The organism is Parasphingorhabdus sp., from assembly GCF_059726685.1.
Genome location: NZ_AP041068.1, coordinates 2,190,756 through 2,208,729 on the forward strand (window position 1 = coordinate 2,190,756; position 17,974 = coordinate 2,208,729).

General features: G+C 54.1%; 15 protein-coding genes. 5 read left to right on the forward strand and 10 right to left on the reverse strand.

From position 1 onward, the window contains the following. Positions 1–26: 26 nt before the first annotated feature. Entirely contained in the window at positions 27–1,067 is a 1,041-nt protein-coding gene (locus AC6I9Z_RS10815) for a rod shape-determining protein (RefSeq protein WP_109357115.1), read from the reverse strand. 175 nt (positions 1,068–1,242) lie between these two features. On the opposite strand from AC6I9Z_RS10815, the gene mutL reads away from it, so the two are divergent. Further along, complete coding sequence (gene mutL, locus AC6I9Z_RS10820; protein ID WP_461455851.1) at positions 1,243–3,066, forward strand: DNA mismatch repair endonuclease MutL; 1,824 nt, start codon at positions 1,243–1,245, stop codon at positions 3,064–3,066. A gap of 137 nt (positions 3,067–3,203) precedes the next feature. Continuing rightward, positions 3,204–4,421 (forward strand): GGDEF domain-containing protein, encoded by a 1,218-nt coding sequence (locus AC6I9Z_RS10825; protein WP_461455852.1) that lies wholly within the window; start codon positions 3,204–3,206, stop codon positions 4,419–4,421. A 122-nt stretch (positions 4,422–4,543) separates the two neighbouring features. Here AC6I9Z_RS10825 and AC6I9Z_RS10830 read toward each other — a convergent pair whose 3' ends face one another. The 9 genes from AC6I9Z_RS10830 to AC6I9Z_RS10870 form a co-directional block, all read right to left on the reverse strand. Beyond that, entirely contained in the window at positions 4,544–4,990 is a 447-nt protein-coding gene (locus AC6I9Z_RS10830) for a MaoC family dehydratase (protein ID WP_461455853.1), read from the reverse strand. 41 nt (positions 4,991–5,031) lie between these two features. Next, the gene (locus AC6I9Z_RS10835; protein ID WP_461455854.1) at positions 5,032–6,279 is read right to left on the reverse strand and encodes an alkaline phosphatase family protein; all 1,248 of its coding nucleotides are present in this window, start codon (positions 6,277–6,279) and stop codon (positions 5,032–5,034) included. 47 nt (positions 6,280–6,326) lie between these two features. Beyond that, positions 6,327–7,427, reverse strand: a complete 1,101-nt coding sequence (gene ychF, locus AC6I9Z_RS10840) for a redox-regulated ATPase YchF (protein ID WP_461455855.1) — start codon at positions 7,425–7,427, stop codon at positions 6,327–6,329. A 1-nt stretch (position 7,428) separates the two neighbouring features. After that, entirely contained in the window at positions 7,429–8,136 is a 708-nt protein-coding gene (locus tag AC6I9Z_RS10845; RefSeq protein WP_461455856.1) for a hypothetical protein, read from the reverse strand. After that, positions 8,136–8,705 carry an aminoacyl-tRNA hydrolase gene (gene pth / locus AC6I9Z_RS10850; RefSeq protein WP_461455857.1) on the reverse strand — a complete coding sequence of 190 codons (570 nt, stop codon included), beginning with the start codon at positions 8,703–8,705 and terminating at the stop codon, positions 8,136–8,138. The genes AC6I9Z_RS10845 and pth overlap by 1 nt, the downstream gene beginning before the upstream one ends. Positions 8,706–8,814: 109 nt before the next feature. Next, positions 8,815–9,501, reverse strand: coding sequence for a 50S ribosomal protein L25/general stress protein Ctc (locus tag AC6I9Z_RS10855; RefSeq protein WP_461455858.1), 687 nt, complete (start codon positions 9,499–9,501; stop codon positions 8,815–8,817). Between the two features lie 136 nt (positions 9,502–9,637). Then, positions 9,638–10,435 (reverse strand): thioesterase family protein, encoded by a 798-nt coding sequence (locus AC6I9Z_RS10860; protein ID WP_461455859.1) that lies wholly within the window; start codon positions 10,433–10,435, stop codon positions 9,638–9,640. Positions 10,436–10,456: 21 nt separating this feature from the next. Next, positions 10,457–11,371: a TraB/GumN family protein gene (locus AC6I9Z_RS10865; protein WP_461455860.1), complete on the reverse strand. Its 915-nt coding sequence runs from the start codon at positions 11,369–11,371 to the stop codon at positions 10,457–10,459. Between the two features lie 55 nt (positions 11,372–11,426). Continuing rightward, positions 11,427–12,362 (reverse strand): TraB/GumN family protein, encoded by a 936-nt coding sequence (locus AC6I9Z_RS10870; RefSeq protein WP_461455861.1) that lies wholly within the window; start codon positions 12,360–12,362, stop codon positions 11,427–11,429. 173 nt (positions 12,363–12,535) lie between these two features. Between AC6I9Z_RS10870 and AC6I9Z_RS10875 the strand changes: the two genes are divergently transcribed. From AC6I9Z_RS10875 to glyS, 3 genes are all read left to right on the forward strand, one after another. Continuing rightward, positions 12,536–14,635, forward strand: coding sequence for a molybdopterin oxidoreductase family protein (locus AC6I9Z_RS10875; RefSeq protein WP_461455862.1), 2,100 nt, complete (start codon positions 12,536–12,538; stop codon positions 14,633–14,635). Positions 14,636–14,740: 105 nt separating this feature from the next. Next, positions 14,741–15,610 carry a glycine--tRNA ligase subunit alpha gene (locus AC6I9Z_RS10880; RefSeq protein ID WP_461456901.1) on the forward strand — a complete coding sequence of 290 codons (870 nt, stop codon included), beginning with the start codon at positions 14,741–14,743 and terminating at the stop codon, positions 15,608–15,610. Continuing rightward, complete coding sequence (glyS, locus tag AC6I9Z_RS10885; protein WP_461455863.1) at positions 15,610–17,847, forward strand: glycine--tRNA ligase subunit beta; 2,238 nt, start codon at positions 15,610–15,612, stop codon at positions 17,845–17,847. The genes AC6I9Z_RS10880 and glyS overlap by 1 nt, the downstream gene beginning before the upstream one ends. The last annotated feature ends 127 nt before the right edge of the window (positions 17,848–17,974 follow it).

Here is a 17,974-nt window from a genome sequence, read left to right on the forward strand (position 1 = left end):
TTTCTTCATTCTGGTCAAATCATTTATCAAGCCGTTGTGAGCACGCCGCGGAACATATCGTCTTCCATGGCCCGGCCTGTTCCAATCGCAACACAGGCAAGCGGATCCTCGGCAACCGTAACCGGCAATCCGGTTTCGTCGCTGAGCGCTTCATCCAGGCCTGAGATCAATGCGCCGCCGCCGGTCAGAACAATGCCCTGATCAACAATGTCGGCTGCCAGTTCCGGCGCCGTATTCTCAAGAGCAATACGTACGCCTTCGATGATGGTGCCAATTGGTTCACTCAGCGCTTCTGCAATCTGGCCCTGATTGATCGAGATCTCTTTAGGGACACCGTTTACAAGGTCACGGCCTTTGATGTGGATTGTGTGACCCACACCATCAGCTGGCGCTTGTGCGACGCCAAAATCTTTCTTGATCCGCTCAGCGGTCGTTTCACCGATCAGCAGATTGTGGTGACGACGCACATAAGAGACAATCGCCTCGTCCATCTTGTCACCGCCGGTACGAACAGATGTCGTGTAGGCCAGTCCGCGAAGGGAAAGGACAGCGACTTCCGTCGTGCCGCCACCTACGTCAACCACCATGGAACCAATAGGTTCGGTGACGGGCATGTCGGCGCCGATGGCAGCTGCCATCGGTTCTTCGATAAGGAACACCTGACTGGCTCCGGCATTGGAAGCGGCGTCGCGAATGGCGCGGCGCTCAACCGAGGTGGAACCTGATGGCACACAGATCACGATTTCCGGATAGCTGAACAGCTTGCTCTTGCCGTTCACTTTCTGGATGAAGTGTTTGATCATCTGCTCGGCGACATCAATGTCGGCGATGACGCCATCACGCAGCGGACGAATCGCTTCGATGCTGTCGGGCGTCTTGCCCATCATCATCTTTGCATCATTGCCTACCGCTTTGACTTTTTTGATACCATTGGTCGTTTCGATCGCAACAACCGACGGTTCGTTGAGAACGATTCCCTGACCGCGTACGTAAACAACCGTGTTGGCTGTTCCCAGATCGATTGCCATGTCCTGAGACCTGAACTTGAACAGATTACCAAATACCATGTTTTGTCCCGTGTTTTCTTATATTTACAGCGAACGCTGTTTTCTAAAACCATAGCGACATTTTGGCTGAACGGGGGATGAAGCTAAGCATTCGGATCGTCCAGCAAATCCCCCCGAAATACTAAGTCGCAATCAAGGGTCGCTTGGCATGTTCGCTTGGGCTAGGAAAGGCGATATGTCAATAAGAAGACTCCCAAATAGCCTGATCAACCGGATCGCAGCCGGTGAAGTTGTCGAGCGTCCAGCCAGTGCGCTGAAAGAGCTGGTCGAAAACGCCATTGATGCCGGATCCAGCCAGATCAATATCCGCCTCGAACAGGGTGGCCTCGATCTGATCGAAGTGGCCGATAATGGTTGCGGCATGACCCGCGATGACATCGCCCTCGCCCTAGAGCGTCATGCGACGTCCAAGCTGCCGGATGAAGCGATTGAGATGGTCGCTACATTGGGCTTTCGGGGTGAAGCGCTGCCCTCCATTGCGAGTGTTGCACGACTGACCATCGAAAGCCGGGTAGAAGGCGAAGATGGCTGGACCCGAATTGTGAATCACGGAGAGGTTGAGAGCGACGGGCCAGCAGCGATCCCGCCCGGCACCAAAGTGCGGGTCGAGCAACTCTTTGCCAAAGTCCCCGCCAGGCGGAAATTCCTGCGCACGCCGCGCAGCGAATATGCCGCTTGCGTGGATGTGGTGCGCCGGCTCGCCATGGCGCGGCCCGATATCGGCTTCACGCTGACCCATGAAAATCGCAAGGCGATTGCAGTGCAGGGCGGTGAAAGCGGGCCTGATAGGGTGGCGGCGCTGACCAACAAGGAATTGCGCTCCAATAGTGTTGCTGTCGATCTCGTGCGCGAAGAGGTTCGCTTGTCCGGTGTAGCAGGGCTGCCAACCTATAATCGCGGTGTGGCCGATCATCAGTTTTTGTTCGTCAACGGCAGGCCCGTGAAAGACCGGTTATTGGTTGGCGCGGTACGCGGAGCCTATGCGGAAATGCTGGCGCGGGATCGTCATCCTGTCGTGGCGCTGTTTGTTGATATGCCGCCGGAGCTTGTCGACGTGAATGTGCATCCGGCCAAAACCGAGGTTCGTTTCCGCGAGCCGGCAATGATTCGCGGCATGATTGTCAGCGGATTGCGACGCGCCCTGGATGAAGGCGGTTTTCGCGCGGTCCAACGTCCGGCGGAGTCCGCTCTGGCCAACTGGCAGGCCGAACCACAAGCGCCGGATCCGCAAACAAGCATTTTTACGGCGCAGGGACCCGTCGGGGGCAGGGCGACCATTCAGTCGCAGCCTTATCCATCGGCACTCGCTGGCGGTGTGCAAGACAATGTCAGCGCCTTCAGTGGGTTAAGCAGCGACGAACTGGCACCCCTTATGGGACGCGCTGAAGAAGCGGCAGAGCCTGTACCTGAGGCGGTCAGTCATCCGCTTGGCATTGCCCGCGGTCAGGTCGCAAAGACCTATATCGTGGCCGAAGCAGAAGACGGACTGGTCATTGTCGATCAACATGCCGCCCATGAACGTCTGGTACTTGAACGCATGCGCAAGGCGGTCGAGGGCGGCACCGTTGCTTCTCAGGCCTTGCTGATGGCCGAGGTTGTGGAGCTGGATGAAAACGCCTGCGACCGACTGGAGGCGCGTATGGCGGAACTCTCTGAATTCGGATTGGATCTGGAGCGGTTCGGTCCCTCTGCCATGCTGGTGCGGGCTACACCGGCGATGCTGGGTTCAGGTGATGTCAAAAGCCTGATCACCGATCTGGCCGACGAACTCGGCGCTTATGACGAAGCATTGTCGCTAAAGGAACGGATCGATCACGTCGCCTCGACCATGGCCTGTCATGGCTCGGTGCGGGCAGGGCGCGTGCTTAATGTTGCTGAGATGAACGCGCTTTTACGCGAAATGGAGGTCACCCCGCATTCAGGGCAATGCAATCATGGTCGTCCCACCTGGGTCAAGCTGGCCCATGGCGATATTGAAAAACTTTTCGGAAGAAAGTGACCCGCGGACCGGTTTTATTCCGAAAGCGGACTCTCGCAAGCAGTTTCTGGACCGGCGAAAATTGGGTGCAGTAGAATTCCTTAAGATGCCTTTAACTATATTGGCCTAACCCGCTGAAACGGGGGTGATACGGTTAAATGCAAACACAAATTCTTGGGATGGTGACGCCGCTTATGGCGCTGTTCTTTGCGGCGACATTCATGGTGCTTTGGCGAGTCGGGCGCATGAAGCGTCACGTGCTCGGCTTTGGCATTGCCTATGCCCTGTCTGCAGTGGGGTTTCTCATCACCCACTTATTGCCGGCTGACGCTTTCTATCTTTTCCATGCGACGCAGCTTTTCTACACCCTTGGCTCTACCGTGCTTGTTGCATCAGTCTGTGAGCGCGCCGGGCAACGGTTTCATCTCGGAAGCTTTGTGGTCGTTTACCTTATCAGCGCGTTGGTGCTGGCAGTGGCGGTTAGTTTCTCCAACGACGTTGCCTCGCGCCTGATTATCGTCAACATAGGTTATGGTGTTATGTTCACCATGGGCGTGACAACACTTCTTACCGCACGGCGGCGCAATGTGATCGATCTGGCGATCATCGCTATCATGGCATTTCAAGCCGCCGATTTCCTCGCCAGGCCAACATTGACCCTGCTGTTCGAGCGGTCGATCCCGGCAGAGGCTTATCGGGATTCAATCTATTACTCCCTGATCGGGCTCGTGCTCGGGGTGAAAGGTGTTACAACCGCGGTGGTTCTGATTGGCGCGACGATCGCCGAATGGACAAATACCCTGCGCGAAAGCAGTGATCGTGACTCCTTGACAGGGCTGCTCAATCGGGGCGCGTTTGAGCAATCGATGCAAAGCCTTCTTTCCCGCGCTCAAACGGAGGGTCGCCCCCTGAGTCTGGTTGTGGCCGATATCGACCACTTCAAACAGGTCAATGATATTTGGGGGCACCAGGCCGGCGACCAAGCGATTTCCAGCTTCGGCGAACTCATTAAACAAATGGTGCGCGAATCCGACACGGCAGGCCGGATCGGTGGAGAGGAATTCTGTATCGCGGTCTGGAATTGTCCGAATGACCCGGCTGAACAGTTAGCCGAGCGGATCAGGCAAGCTTTCGTGCGTCTTGAACATGCGAGTCTAAACGATGATATCCGACTGACTGCAAGTTTTGGCGTGGCTACAGCGCGTGAGGGGGAGGCCTATGAGCACTTATTTGCACGGGCCGATGCCGCTCTTTATCGCGCCAAGTCGAGCGGCCGCGACCGTGTCGAAAATGCAGAGGAAAGGCGACTAGAAGAGACAGCGCCCAAACTAAAGCCATCGCTAATCGATTTGAAGCGGGCCGCGACTGGGCGATAATCCGTTGGACGTCGCTCGACACGCTGCTTAACGGACCGCGATTGGGTAATGAAATGGTAGCGAGATCGTGGACGCAAATGTCCGCTTTTGCACCCAAGGCGGATGTTAGCATACCAAAGCAACTAGTCTCCGCGGACCTGGATCAAACCTGTACTTTCCATTGTCATGACTTTCTCATCATGTTGATTCAGCACGGTGATCTTGCCCTTCATAATCCCCATTTCCGGTCGGCTTTCGGACCTTCGTTTTTCCAATGTCACATGTTCGCAACGCAGCGTGTCGCCAGGATAGACAGGCTTTAGCCATCGTAGATTATCAACACCCGGGGAACCCAGTCCCGCTTGTTTATTGGCGTTCATCTGGTCAACCATCATCCGCATCATCATCGCCGCACTGTGCCAGCCGCTCGCAGATAAACGTCCGAAATGGGTCTTGGCGGCCGCTTCTTCATCAAGATGAAAAGGCTGCGGATCATATTTGGAGGCGAATTCGATCACCTCGTCCTTGGTAACCTCGTATGACCCGTATTTCTGGACGACGTCGATCTGGATATCTTCGTAAAAGAGCATGGCTATTCTTTCTTATGAACCCATGGTTCTATGGCAAAGCTTCAGGGTTTCAGCGCCTGTTCAAATGGTGAAAGATCGCCATCGCTCTGGTTCGGTTTAACACCGGTCAGATGCGCAAGCAGCGAATAGATATCGACATTGTCGAACGTCTCAATCTTTGTATCGCTGACAAAACCGGGGCCGCTGGCGAGAAAAAACGCGATCATGTCGGGATGCAGATGATCATAACCATGACCGCCGCCCGTTCCCGTCATCCATTCCGGCTTGTCCTGATAAACCACCCAGCCGGATTCGGGCAGACAGATGATCGATGGTACCCGGGGGTTTTTACCATATTGGAAACGCGCCGTAATATCAGCCTTTTTCCAGCATTCCATATTATCATGCGGTTTCAGGAAAGCGGCGTTTATTGTTGCCATGTCATCCGCCAAAGGTTCGATGCCTGCATAATTGCCATCGACAACCAACCGATATTGGTCACGCGGCAAGATGTTATCGAGATATATGACGCGGTCAGGATGCGTTTCTGCCATGCCGTGGTCCGACGTGATGACGAGATTCACCGGTTGGCCCAGAGCAGCCAATTGCGAGACCAGGTTGCCGACATTCTGGTCGACCGCCCTGATCACGGTGTGCAGTTTTTCACCGGGTGCCGGTCCAAAAAAATGTCCGGCTGTGTCCACGGTATCGAAATAGAGCGTCACCAGCTCTGGGCGGATGGCCGCCGGTCTCCGCATCCAATCGACCACGGCATTGACACGCCGGTCGTTGGACAGAGCTTGCGAAAACGGCCACCAGTCGCTGGGGCGCGTACCATCCAGCTCAACCTCTGATCCCGGCCAGAACATGGTGGCTGTCCGTACACCCTGCTTTTCAGCCGTTATCCAGATCGGCTCCGCCTGATCCCACCAGAATGGATCCTTGTTGGCCATCGTGAATCTCTGACCGGGGCGTGCGACATCTTCCATACTGTTGCCGACAATGCCGTGATTATCCGGCCTTTTGCCGGTCACCAAGGTCCAGTGGTTGGGAAAGGTCTTGGTCGGAAAACTGGAGCGCATGTCGGCAACCACTCCAGATGCAGCCAAGGCGCTGAGATTGGGCGTGATGCCGCGATCGAGATAGTCCGGGCGGAATCCATCGATCGAAATTAATATCGTAACGGCCTCGCGGGCTTGCTCCGCGGGCAGAGAAGCGCTCACCGTTGTTGGCGATATGTCTGTTTGAGATGCCGCGCATCCGGTCAGCAAAGCGCAAACAGCAAATGCCTGTATCATATATCGAATCATAGAAACCCCTTTAGACTGGCTTCAGTCTAACCGGCTTTTATGACAAGTCAGACATTGAATTTGAAATTCATGATGTCGCCGTCCTGAGCGACATAGTCTTTGCCTTCCTGGCGCAGTTTACCGGCATCGCGTGCCGCGCTTTCGCCGCCCAGTGATACATAATCATCAAAGGCGATCGTCTCCGCGCGAATGAAGCCGCGTTCGAAGTCGGTGTGGATCTCGCCAGCCGCTTCCGGAGCCTTGGCACCTTTGTGAACCGTCCAGGCTCGGGCTTCCTTGGGGCCAGCGGTGAAGAAAGTTTGCAGGTTGAGCAATTGATAACCGGCACGAATAACGCGGGCGAGACCGGATTCTTCCAGACCCAGTTCCGCGAGATATTCGGCGCGCTCTTCGGCTTCCATGCCGACCAGTTCGGATTCGATCGCGGCCGATACGATAACCGCTTCGGCATTTTCGGCCTTGGCCTTTTTAAACACAGCGGCGCTCAAGTCATTGCCATTGGCGGCATCGCCCTCATCGACATTACAGACATAGAGCACCGGCTTGGCGGTCAGCAATTGTGACTGGTCAAAAATCCGTTGCTCTTCATCATCATTGGGCTGGGTGAGCCGTGCAGGTTTGCCGTCGCGCAATAACTCGAGCGTCTGGCCCAGCACGCTGGCAGCAATCTTGGCTTCCTTGTCGCCGCTGGTCGCTTTCTTTTCAAAGGCCGGAACGCGTTTTTCAAGGCTTTCCAGGTCGGCGAGCAGCAATTCGGTTTCGACAACCTCGGCGTCGGAAATCGGATCAACCTTGTTCGACACATGCTGGATATCGTCATCTTCAAAACAGCGCAAAACATGAACAATTGCATCGACTTCGCGGATATTGCCAAGGAACTGGTTGCCGAGGCCTTCGCCCTGTGATGCGCCTTTGACAAGGCCAGCGATGTCGACAAAGGCGAGCTGGGTTTCAATGATTTTCGCGCTACCGGCGATCTTGGCGATCTGTTGCAAACGCGGATCGGGGACAGCAACCTGACCGACATTGGGTTCAATCGTGCAGAATGGATAATTGGCCGCCTGCGCCGCCTGTGTCTCGGTAAGCGCATTGAAAAGCGTTGATTTTCCGACGTTGGGAAGACCAACGATACCGCATTTAAAACCCATGTTATCTTCTAATCCATTTTTTGACTTTACCGATCCTTGTTATCTGATCGGTCTTGATCGCTTCGCTATCGACATTATTCAAAATAACCTCAAGCTGTTTTCGAAGAGGATCATGTTCCTCCTTAACTAACCCCAAATTTCTATGCTTTGCAGCGTTGGATTGCTCTCTGTTTGACCAGTCTAGCGCAATGCGGGCATGATCTTCAGCATCTTTAACATTACCCAGTCTAGATTGTGTAATCGCCAATATTGCTTCTTGTAGAAAACCATCAATGGGGAATATTGGCGCCGGGTCGTAAAGCTCGATAACAATATCGCGTACTTCTCCGTAGAGGTGTTCAATCTTGGCTTCAATAACCCACAATCCGAACTTTATTTCAGTTCCACAGCGCACGTTGGGGTAGTCCAGTGTTTGTCGAATTGCCTTCCTGAAGGCTTTAATAGCTTCCGATTGATGATCTAGTGCGATCAAGCTTTGAGCTTTTGAACTATAGACTGCCGCCAACTTAAAGTAGTTTGGATTTTCAATGATCAAACGATCAAAAAGATCCAAAGCATCTTTGTGGAGATCAATTGCCGCGAGTGCCTGCGCCTGAATGTCAATATATTGGTCTCGACCGCTTCTGGATCGCGACAATTTCAATTCGAAATATTCTCGCTCTTTTTCAGAAACCGCGGGAATGCGAAACCAATCGTCCTTTCGTGACATCAGTCTTGCATCCTCAGCGCCAACTCGCTCATAAACCGAGCATTGTCGCCATTGGCCAGCCAGTCTGCTTCTGCGGCAATGCCGCCCAGCATTTCCGCCAGGTCATCAATCTCCGCCTTGGCATAATTGCCCAGTACATGTCCGTGCACCCGTGACTTGTGGCCGGGATGTCCGATGCCGATACGTACCCGGCGAAAATCCGGGCCGATATGCGCATCTACGGATCGCAGGCCATTGTGACCAGCATGACCGCCACCGACTTTGACCTTAACCTTGAACGGTTCCAGATCCAGTTCATCATGAAACACGGTTACGTCAGATGGCGCCAGCTTGTAAAAGTCCATCGCCGCTCGTACCGCCCGACCACTTTCATTCATGAATGTGGCGGGTTTGAGAAGGAGCAGCTTCTCTGATCCCAGCCGCCCTTCAACCGCCCAACCTTGAAATTTCTTCTTCGGTTCGGGGAAACCATGCACTTCTTCCAGCGCATCCAGCACCATGAAGCCGACATTATGGCGGTGGAGCGCATATTGTGCGCCCGGATTGCCAAGGCCGACCCATAGTTGCATTTTTCGGTTTCCTTAAAATCCAGATACAAAAAACCGCTCATACATTGGCAAGCCAGTTGGCATGCTCGGTATGAACGGTTTTTCGTTACATTGTTTTCGGTGAAAAGGTCTAGTCTTCCGAACCGCCTTCTGCGTCGCCGCCTTCAGCTGCTTCGCCTTCAGCACCTTCTTCACCTTCTTCGCCCTCTTCACCTTCGCCTTCTTCAGCTTCATCTTCAGAAGATTTCAGTGCGGACGGTGCGGTTACACCAGCGATGGTGAAGTCACGATCAGTAATCGAGCTTTCCGAACCTTCAGGCAGGGTAACGTGAGAAATGTGGATGGAATCACCAATTTCCAGACCGGTCACATCAATCTCGATCTGATCGGGGATCTTGTCTGCGTCACACATAAGGTCGAGTTCAAAGCGAACAACGTTCAGCACGCCGCCACGTTTCAGACCAGGTGATTCTTCTTCGTTGATAAATACAACCGGAATGTTGACCTGTACTTTCGCGCCTTTGGCAAGACGGAAAAAGTCAACATGCAGAGCACGGTCAGAGACCGGATCAAAAGCAACATCTTTTGGCAGGGTACGGGTTACGTCGCCGTTCACGTCCACCATGACCAGTGAGTTCATGAATACGCCGGTGCCAAGCAGCTTGTTCAGCGCGCGTTCTTCTACATGAATTGTCACAGGGTCTTTTTTATCGCCATATATAACGGCGGGGATGCGGCCTTCGCGACGTAGTGCACGGGAGGCTCCCTTGCCAGCCCGTTCGCGAGGCTCGGCTGAAATCGTCAGCTGATCACTCATAATGTTGCTCCAAAAATTAGGTTTTTACGATATTCCGCCACGCCTCCAGGGTGCTCATGGTCGGAAAGAGGGCGCTATAGGCAGGGGATCGCCGAAAAGCAAGGCAAATTGCAGCGTGAGGCCGGATGGCTTTCTACTAGCGGAAAAAGCCGATTTGGTTGCTGGTCGCGAGCAAGGTTCCATTGCCAGACCAAAGTTCAACGCGGGAATCACTCTTGCTGTTCCTGACCACGGCGCCGGAGACACGCATCACCAGATAGTCCGATCCGGCCGCGGCAATATCGTCTTCGCTGGCATATATATAAGTTGACATGGCAACCGTAGATCCCGGATGAAACTCGTTGCTGAGAAAAAAGGTTCGCGGCATGGGTACGTCGCAAATGGAGATAATGCTGATACGGTCCAGCGGCCTGCCATCCTCTTCCTTGATCCAGACAATCGTCTCCGGCGTTTCGTTAACCTGAAAAGGAACACCCTTCGCGATGCGCTGATCATAGGTTCGAATCCACTGGGGTGCCTGACCCTCCATTGGTTTCAACTGGGGATTGTTCTCCGGGGCAGGTATTTCAGGCATATCGATTTGATAGTTTAGTTCGACAGGGCGCCTGTTGCTCGAGACAATATCGCCGACGATGACGAGATTTCCGGCCTGAAAGAGCTCGATCCGCCAAAACTGTGTAGAAGCCCCTGATTTGAGCAGCTTTGACTCAACATTGACGTCACCCGGTCCGACACCGGCTATATAAGTGGTTTGCAGGGAAACAATGGGGCTGGTCCGATCAGGATGGTCTTCAACGGCTCTTGCCATGATTGCCGCAACCCAGCCACCAAATGCCGCGCCCGTAGGATTGCGATAAACATCACTGGCTTCGATAGTATATTGTCCGTCGCCGCACGGTATGAGTGCGGTCTCGCGGTCAAACAGAAATGTCATGAAGTTGCCCTGAAATCTATATTATTGAATTTTCTCGATCTTATATCCGCGCTTTTCAAGCATGGCCTGAACGGCGTCTGGCCCGACAAGATGAGCCGCGCCCACTGCTACAAATGATATGCCCGGGCTTTGCAGCCTTTTGTCCAACTGTTCGGCCCAGTCCTGATTACGGGCGACCAGCAGTTTCTCTCGCGTTTTGGGATCTTCCAGTATCCCGCCACTGGAGAGTTCGACAATCTTGTCCGTATCTCCGGAAATCCAGGCATTGAACAGTTTTTCAAATGCTCCCTTGGTATCGGCCGCTTCTTCAACGACGCTGGTGAGCATGTCGCGCTGCTGCGATTCAGGCAGGGTGTCGAAATATCCAAGCTGCTGCTCTATAGTCTCCAAGCCTTCAACGGGTTTTTTAAAATCAGCAAATTGCGCGATCAGCTTTTTCTCCACGCCTTCACTGGATTCAAGGCCAAGCGCATTGGTCTGCGCGGAAGCCAAAGACAGCGCGGCTGCCCAGCTTTCCATACGGTTCAAGGCAAATTCGGGGATGTTGCTCTTGTCAATTACCGCATCAAGATCATCGCGGAGCGAGGGTTCTACCCGAGTTTCAATCTCCGGCTGATCAGGAGAGATGGCGAGCTTGGAAAATATTCTGGCCGCATTCTGGGTGTCCTCAAGACCGAGCACTTCGATTATCAACCGATCTGAATCCTTCAGGGCGATTTCCAGCAACGGCGTTCGCCAGTTCACGTCTTTGGGCAATATGTGGATTGTTCCGAACATATAGGCCGAGCCTTTTTGCTCCGGCTTTGTACCGGTCACCTTCCAAAGAGCCGGTTTGCCTTCCTTTACAGTGTTCAATTGCACTGGCGGTGCGGCGTTGGAACAGGCCGCAAGGCAAAATGTGGCAATTAAAGCGAGTAGAGCGCGAAGATGAATCATGACTGCTATTTGGGCATGATAAACGCGAAAAGAAAGGTGCAGCGTTTGAAATTACCTAATATTTCACCCGTTTTGCCTTCAAACCGCGCTTTTTTAGCTGCTCCTGCAAACTGGTTTCACCAGCCAGATGACCTGCACCGACTGCCATGAAGACAGTCCCGGGTTGGTCCATACGCTCGTCTACCCAGACTGCCCAGTTGGCATTTCTGTTTGAAAGCAACGTTTCGTAAAGGATTTTTTCCTCCAGACCAGCGTTCATCAGTTCCGCGAGCGCGGTGATATTGGCATTGGCCCAATGCGCGACCATGTTTTCCATACCATCGGTCATTTCATCGATGGTATCCACATTGAAGTTCAGGAAGCGGATTTGAACATCTTCGGGCAGATTGTCGAAAAAACCCAATTGTTGTTCCGGCGTTTCCAGCCCGACAATCTTCATATTGCGCGCCTTGGCCTGGGAAGTCAGCGCATCTTCGACGCCGCTATTCGTATCATATCCGCTTTTCATCAACGGAACGAGAGACAGGCTGACACTGGCAAACCACGGTTTCAGGGGATCAAATGCCGTGACTGGCAGGTTCAGTGAAGTGAGGGCCGCTTCATAGTCCGCGCGATCTTCTTCGCTGAGCTTTTCGCGCAAGGAAACACCCGTTTTGTCGATTGCCATGTCATTGACGATCTTCATCATGGCAGCCGGATCTGGTTCGATCATTTCAACCACCAATTCATCGGACGCATCGAAAGCTTCTTTCACCGCCTCATCAAACCACGTCAGGCCTGGTTTCAGAATATGCACTGTACCGAACAGGTAAATGGTTGTGTCTTCGTCTTTCACTACCCAAAGCGCTGGATCCGGATCATCCGGTATGGTGGCGATTTCGGTTTTCTGGGGAGCTGCGTCTCCGGCAGATTGTGGAGGTGTTGCTTCGCAAGCGGCCAATCCCAAAAATATTGGAACGATAAACAGGTAAGAAAGCCAGCGTCGCATCATGGGTAACATTTCCATTTTCATTGAAAGCAGGAAGATTTGATCGAATGCTCCGGTTAATCGAACATTTTCGGCCCAAATCCTAGCGATATTTAAGTTTTGAACAAAAAAAGATGCAGATGCTAGTCACTGCTTTACCACTCTGCTAATTGCTCAGTTAAATTAGGAGAGTCCCGATGAGCCAAATTCACGCCCGTACCTGTCATATCTGTGAAGCCAATTGCGGCGTTTTGGTTGAAGTCGAAGGGCGGGAGATTCTCTCTATCAAGGGCAATCCCGATCATGTTTTAAGCCGCGGCCATATCTGCCCCAAGGCAACGGCTATTGCCGATTTGCAGGATGATCCGGATCGCCTGCACAAGCCGGTCAAGAAAGTGAACGGCGAATGGCAGGAAATTGGCTGGGAAACCGCGTTTCAGGAGATTGCCGCGAAGTTGAAGGACCTGAAAGAAGCGGGTGCTAAACCCGCCATGTATATGGGTAATCCCAGCGCGCATGATTATGGTATTTCAACACAAATCAGCACCTTGCGTCGTGCGATCGGCCTGAAGAACATTTATTCGGCTTCCACGCTCGACCAGATCCCGCATCATGTGGTGCAATATCATATGTACGGCCATGTCAGTCTGGCCGCCGTGCCGGATATTGATCGCAGCCAGTATCTGGTGATTGTCGGTGGAAACCCAGCGGCCTCCAACGGCAGTATCTGGACGGTGCCGGACTTCAAGAAGCGCGTGAAGGAGATGCAGGCGCGTGAAGGCAAGCTGGTTGTGATCGATCCCCGCCGGACCGAAACCGCGAAACTGGCTGATGCGCATCATTTCGTGAAGCCGGGTACGGATACAGCCCTGTTCATCGGGATATTGAAAGCGGTCTTCGATGATGGTCACGCGGATATTTCCCGCCTTGAAGTGATTATGGACGATAGCTGGGGGAGTATTGAGCCTGCTATTGCCGGTTTTGATATGGCTGAACTGTCGACTCATTGCGGGATAGCGGTTGAAGACATGCGCGAAATAGCGGCGCAACTGGGAGCTGACCAACCGGCCGCGATTTATGGCCGAATGGGCGTTTCTGTCTGTGAATTTGGCACACTCAACCAGTGGCTGATCCAGGTCATTAATATTGCAACCGGCAATCTCGACCGGGAAGGTGGTACGATGGTGCCGGAACCGGCGCTTGATACGATCAATTTGGTGGGTAGGGGCTCTGTGCGAAAAACTCAGACGGCCCGCGGTGAAATGCCCGTGGTGATGGGCGAGTTACCGACCATCACTTTTGCCGAGGAAATGCTGCGCGAAGATGACGAGCGAATCCGCACCCTATTTGTTGTCACCGGCAATCCCGTCCTTTCAGCCCCTGATGGCGCGAGACTGGATCGGGCGCTGGAGAAGCTCGACCTGATGGTATCGTTTGACATGTATGTCACCGAAACCAGCCGCCACGCCGACTATATCCTTCCGCCTTGCGGCCCGCTGGAAAAGGACCATTATCCTTTCTTCTTCGGACCTCTCGCGGTGCGCAACTATGCCAGCTATTCGCCTGCGATCTTTGACATTCAGGACGGTGAGAAAGCCGACTGGGAAATCATCGCCGAACTGGCGCGCGAGATTCTGGCGACAGGCGGGCAGGATGTTCCCAATATCCGTGAACCGCGAGACGTGCTCGACAATATGCTGCAAAGCTCGCCCGCAGGCCTGACTCTGGCAGAGGTTGAGGCAGCGCCGAACGGGATTGATCTCGGGCCGTTGCGTCCATGCATGGCGGACCGCCTGATGACCGAAGACAAGCAAATCCAGTGCGCCCATCCCGATTTTCTGGCCGAGCTACAGCGCTTTGCCGATTCTCTGAGCGATGCCCGCCCGGACATGTTGCGGCTGATCGGCCGCCGCCATGTGCGGAGCAACAACAGCTGGCTGCACAACAGCAAGCGCCTGCTGAAAGGGCCGGACCGTTGCACATTGATGGTCCATCCCGATGACGCGGCCGAGCGCGGTTTGACAGATGGTGATATGGCCACGGTCGAAAGCCGGGTGAACAGCGTCGAGATTGTTGTCGAGGTCACCGATGACGTCATGCCCGGCGTGGTGTCGATCCCGCATGGCTTCGGTCATGGCCGTGAAGGGGTGGGGCTGTCTGTTGCCGCGTCAAAACCGGGCGTGTCGATCAATGATCTCACCGATCCCGCAAGCTTTGACCGCTTGTCCGGCAATGCGGTCCTCAATGCGACGCCGGTAACGGTTGCGCCGGTACGAGAATTGGAAGCGGCGGAGTAGAGCAAAAACGCCAATCACGGCTTGACCCTTTCGGGCGCTTTCGCCAAAGCAAGCGCGACACATATTGCACTCGCGAAGAAAGCTTTCACATTGTCGGATACGAACCTGTCCCAGAAGCCGCTCAGCTTCCAGCAGATCATCCTGAAACTCCACGATTACTGGAGCGAACAGGGCTGTGCGATCCTGCAGCCCTATGACATGGAAATGGGGGCAGGAACGTTCCACACGGCGACGACCCTGCGTGCGCTTGGTCCGAACCCGTGGAATGCCGCTTTTGTGCAGCCTTGCCGCCGGCCCACAGATGGCCGCTATGGCGAGAATCCGAACCGGTTGCAGCATTATTACCAATATCAGGTGATTCTAAAGCCTTCCCCGCCGGATATTCAGCAGCTTTACCTCGACAGCCTGACCGCCATCGGCATTGATCCGATGCTGCATGACATTCGTTTTGTCGAAGATGACTGGGAAAGCCCGACACTCGGCGCCTGGGGTCTGGGCTGGGAAGTCTGGTGCGATGGCATGGAGGTGACACAGTTCACTTATTTCCAGCAGATGGGCGGTTTTGATTGTAAGCCAGTGTCTGGCGAACTGACCTACGGCCTGGAGCGGCTCGCCATGTATATACAGGGCGTCGATAGCATCTATGACCTGGATTATAACGGGAATGGAGTCAGTTACGGCGATATCTTCTTAGACAATGAGAAGCAAATGTCGGAGTGGAATTTCGAGGTTGCGAACACCGAAACACTGTTCGATCTTTTCAGGAAAGCGACGGCGGAGTGCGAGAACTGCCTTGAGGCAAAGCTCCCCATTCCGGCCTATGAACAGGCGATCAAGGCGAGCCATGTGTTCAATCTGCTGCAGGCGCGCGGCGTGATCAGCGTGCAGGAGCGGGCCAGCTATATGGGTCAGGTCCGCGATCTCGCGAAGGGCAGCTGTGAAGCCTATATGGCGAAAAACGGGTGGGACGCATAATGGCCGATTTCCTGCTTGAACTGCTCTCCGAAGAAATTCCCGCGCGGATGCAGGCGAAAGCCCGTGCTGATCTGGAGCGGTTGTTTGCCGCGCAATTATCTGACGCCGGCCTGAAAGCCGCGGATATCACCGTTTACTCGACGCCAAGGCGGCTCGCGCTGATCGCAAAAGACCTGCCAGCGCAGACCGAGGCAGTGAGCGACGAAGCCAAGGGGCCACCGGAAGGCGCCCCCGACCAAGCCGTTGACGGCTTCTGCCGCAAAAATGGTGTGACCCGTGAGCAACTGGAAGTGCGCGAGGTCAAAGGGCGCGCGACCTATTTTGCCGTGATCAACAAGCCGGGCCGCGCAACAAGCGATGTGTTGGCCGAAGCAATCCCCGCGATCATCAAGGCCTTCCCATGGCCCAAATCCATGCGCTGGGGCGATGCCAGCCTGTCGACCGAAAGCCTACGCTGGGTGCGGCCTTTGTCTGGCATTGTGGCGATATTGGGCGATGATCTGGTGGAATGTGAAATTGACGGCGTGACGTCAGGTTATGAAACGGTCGGCCATCGCTTCCACCATGACGGAGTGGTAACGATCGGCAATGCCGGTGATTATGCCGAGAAACTACGCGCCTGCCATGTACTGGTCGATCAGGCCGAACGCGAAGCGATCGTCCGCGAAGGTGCGGCCAAGGCGGCATCGGATGGCGGTCTGGAGCTGGTTGCGGACGAAGGCTTGGTGATCGAAAATGCCGGCCTGACCGAATGGCCCGTGCCGCTTCTCGGCGGCTTTGATCCTGCGTTTCTGGATGTACCGGAAGAGGTCATCCAGCTCACCGCCCGGGTGAATCAGAAATATTTTATCTGCCGCGATCAATCCGGCAAACTGGCACCGAATTTTATCTGCACCGCCAATATTGACGCCACAGACGGCGGCGAGGCGATTGTGGCGGGTAATGAAAAAGTGCTGGCGGCAAGGCTGTCCGACGCCAAATTCTTCTGGGAACTTGACCAGAAGACGCCGTTGGAGGATCATGCCAAGAAATTGAGCAACATCGTGTTCCATGAAAAACTGGGCACGGTTGCCGACAAGGTAGAGCGTGTGGCCAAGTTGGCCGAGTGGTTGGTTTCTTTAGAAGGGAATGGTTTTTACCAGTCCAGCCCCGGCGATACATTTCATGGTGAAGTGTCTGAGGCCGCACGTCTCTGCAAAGCCGATCTCGTCACCGAAATGGTGGGCGAGTTTCCCGACCTGCAAGGTTTGATGGGCGGCTATTATGCAGAGAAACAGGGCAAGTCAGAGGCCGTCGCGAATGCGATCCGCGACCATTACAAGCCGGTCGGGCAGGGCGATGAAGTGCCCACCGATCCGGTAACGGTGGCGGTGAGTTTGGCGGATAAGCTGGATACGCTGGTTTCTTTCTTTGCCTACAACATGCGTCCAACCGGTTCAAAGGACCCATTTGCACTCCGAAGAGCAGCTATAGCTGTTATCGCTCTTTTGTTAGAGAACGGTATTCGCGTAAACTTGGGCAATCCTTTGTTTAAGATGACTGGCGAATTATTGCTCAGAACTGAAACTTCTGCTGCAAAAGAATCATTAAAAGCATACGCAGCGCTAGAACCTTTCGTAGGTAGGAAAGCCGCCTCAGATGCAATTATAGTAGCGTTAAAGGGGTCGGAGAAGTCGCCGGAAGATGAAGGTCAGGAAATCGTTGAAAAAGCGGGTAAGGCAACAACTGCACTTCTAGACTTTTTTGCCGAACGTCTGAAAGTCCAGCAACGTGAAGCAGGGGTCCGACACGACCTGATCGATGCTGTGTTCGCGCTGGGCGGAGAAGATGATCTCGTTCGTTTGCTAGCTCGGGTGAACGCCTTGCAGGCTTTCGTGGAAACTCCAGACGGTGGAAACCTACTCGCAGGTTACAAGCGTGCGTCGAACATCCTGAAGAAAGAAACTGCGGAGCAGGTCGAAGCAAAATCCCTTTCCTACACACCCGAAAAAGCCGAAAAGGCACTGATCGACGCGCTGGATGCAGCGCAGCCGGATGTGACCGCAGCCATTGCAGCGGAAGAGTTTGAAAAGGCGATGACCGCGCTGGCCAATCTGCGTGCTCCGATTGACCAGTTTTTCGAGGATGTGACCGTGAATGACAATGACGCTGACAAGCGGGAGGCGCGGCTTGCCTTGCTCGCCCGTTTCCGCGCGGCCGTACATCAGGTCGCTGATTTTTCCAAGATTGAGGGATGATGTGATTGCCGCTCAACACCCTGTGAATTGTGTGAACTTTGAAACTGCGCAAGCAGATCGCATGATGACTCATCAGGATGTCATGGTTGGCGAAACACACCCTGTGATGTGTGTGAACTTTGGGCCG

Excerpts from the sequence above, each read along its gene's own strand:
- AC6I9Z_RS10815 (WP_109357115.1), bottom strand. The coding sequence starts at position 1,067 with ATGGTATTTGGTAATCTGTTCAAGTTCAGGTCTCAGGACATGGCAATC.
- mutL (WP_461455851.1), top strand. The coding sequence starts at position 1,243 with ATGTCAATAAGAAGACTCCCAAATAGCCTGATCAACCGGATCGCAGCC.
- AC6I9Z_RS10825 (WP_461455852.1), top strand. The coding sequence starts at position 3,204 with ATGCAAACACAAATTCTTGGGATGGTGACGCCGCTTATGGCGCTGTTC.
- AC6I9Z_RS10830 (WP_461455853.1), bottom strand. The coding sequence starts at position 4,990 with ATGCTCTTTTACGAAGATATCCAGATCGACGTCGTCCAGAAATACGGG.
- AC6I9Z_RS10835 (WP_461455854.1), bottom strand. The coding sequence starts at position 6,279 with ATGATTCGATATATGATACAGGCATTTGCTGTTTGCGCTTTGCTGACC.
- ychF (WP_461455855.1), bottom strand. The coding sequence starts at position 7,427 with ATGGGTTTTAAATGCGGTATCGTTGGTCTTCCCAACGTCGGAAAATCA.
- AC6I9Z_RS10845 (WP_461455856.1), bottom strand. The coding sequence starts at position 8,136 with ATGTCACGAAAGGACGATTGGTTTCGCATTCCCGCGGTTTCTGAAAAA.
- pth (WP_461455857.1), bottom strand. The coding sequence starts at position 8,705 with ATGCAACTATGGGTCGGCCTTGGCAATCCGGGCGCACAATATGCGCTC.
- AC6I9Z_RS10855 (WP_461455858.1), bottom strand. The coding sequence starts at position 9,501 with ATGAGTGATCAGCTGACGATTTCAGCCGAGCCTCGCGAACGGGCTGGC.
- AC6I9Z_RS10860 (WP_461455859.1), bottom strand. The coding sequence starts at position 10,435 with ATGACATTTCTGTTTGACCGCGAGACCGCACTCATACCGTGCGGCGAC.
- AC6I9Z_RS10865 (WP_461455860.1), bottom strand. The coding sequence starts at position 11,371 with ATGATTCATCTTCGCGCTCTACTCGCTTTAATTGCCACATTTTGCCTT.
- AC6I9Z_RS10870 (WP_461455861.1), bottom strand. The coding sequence starts at position 12,362 with ATGATGCGACGCTGGCTTTCTTACCTGTTTATCGTTCCAATATTTTTG.
- AC6I9Z_RS10875 (WP_461455862.1), top strand. The coding sequence starts at position 12,536 with ATGAGCCAAATTCACGCCCGTACCTGTCATATCTGTGAAGCCAATTGC.
- glyS (WP_461455863.1), top strand. The coding sequence starts at position 15,610 with ATGGCCGATTTCCTGCTTGAACTGCTCTCCGAAGAAATTCCCGCGCGG.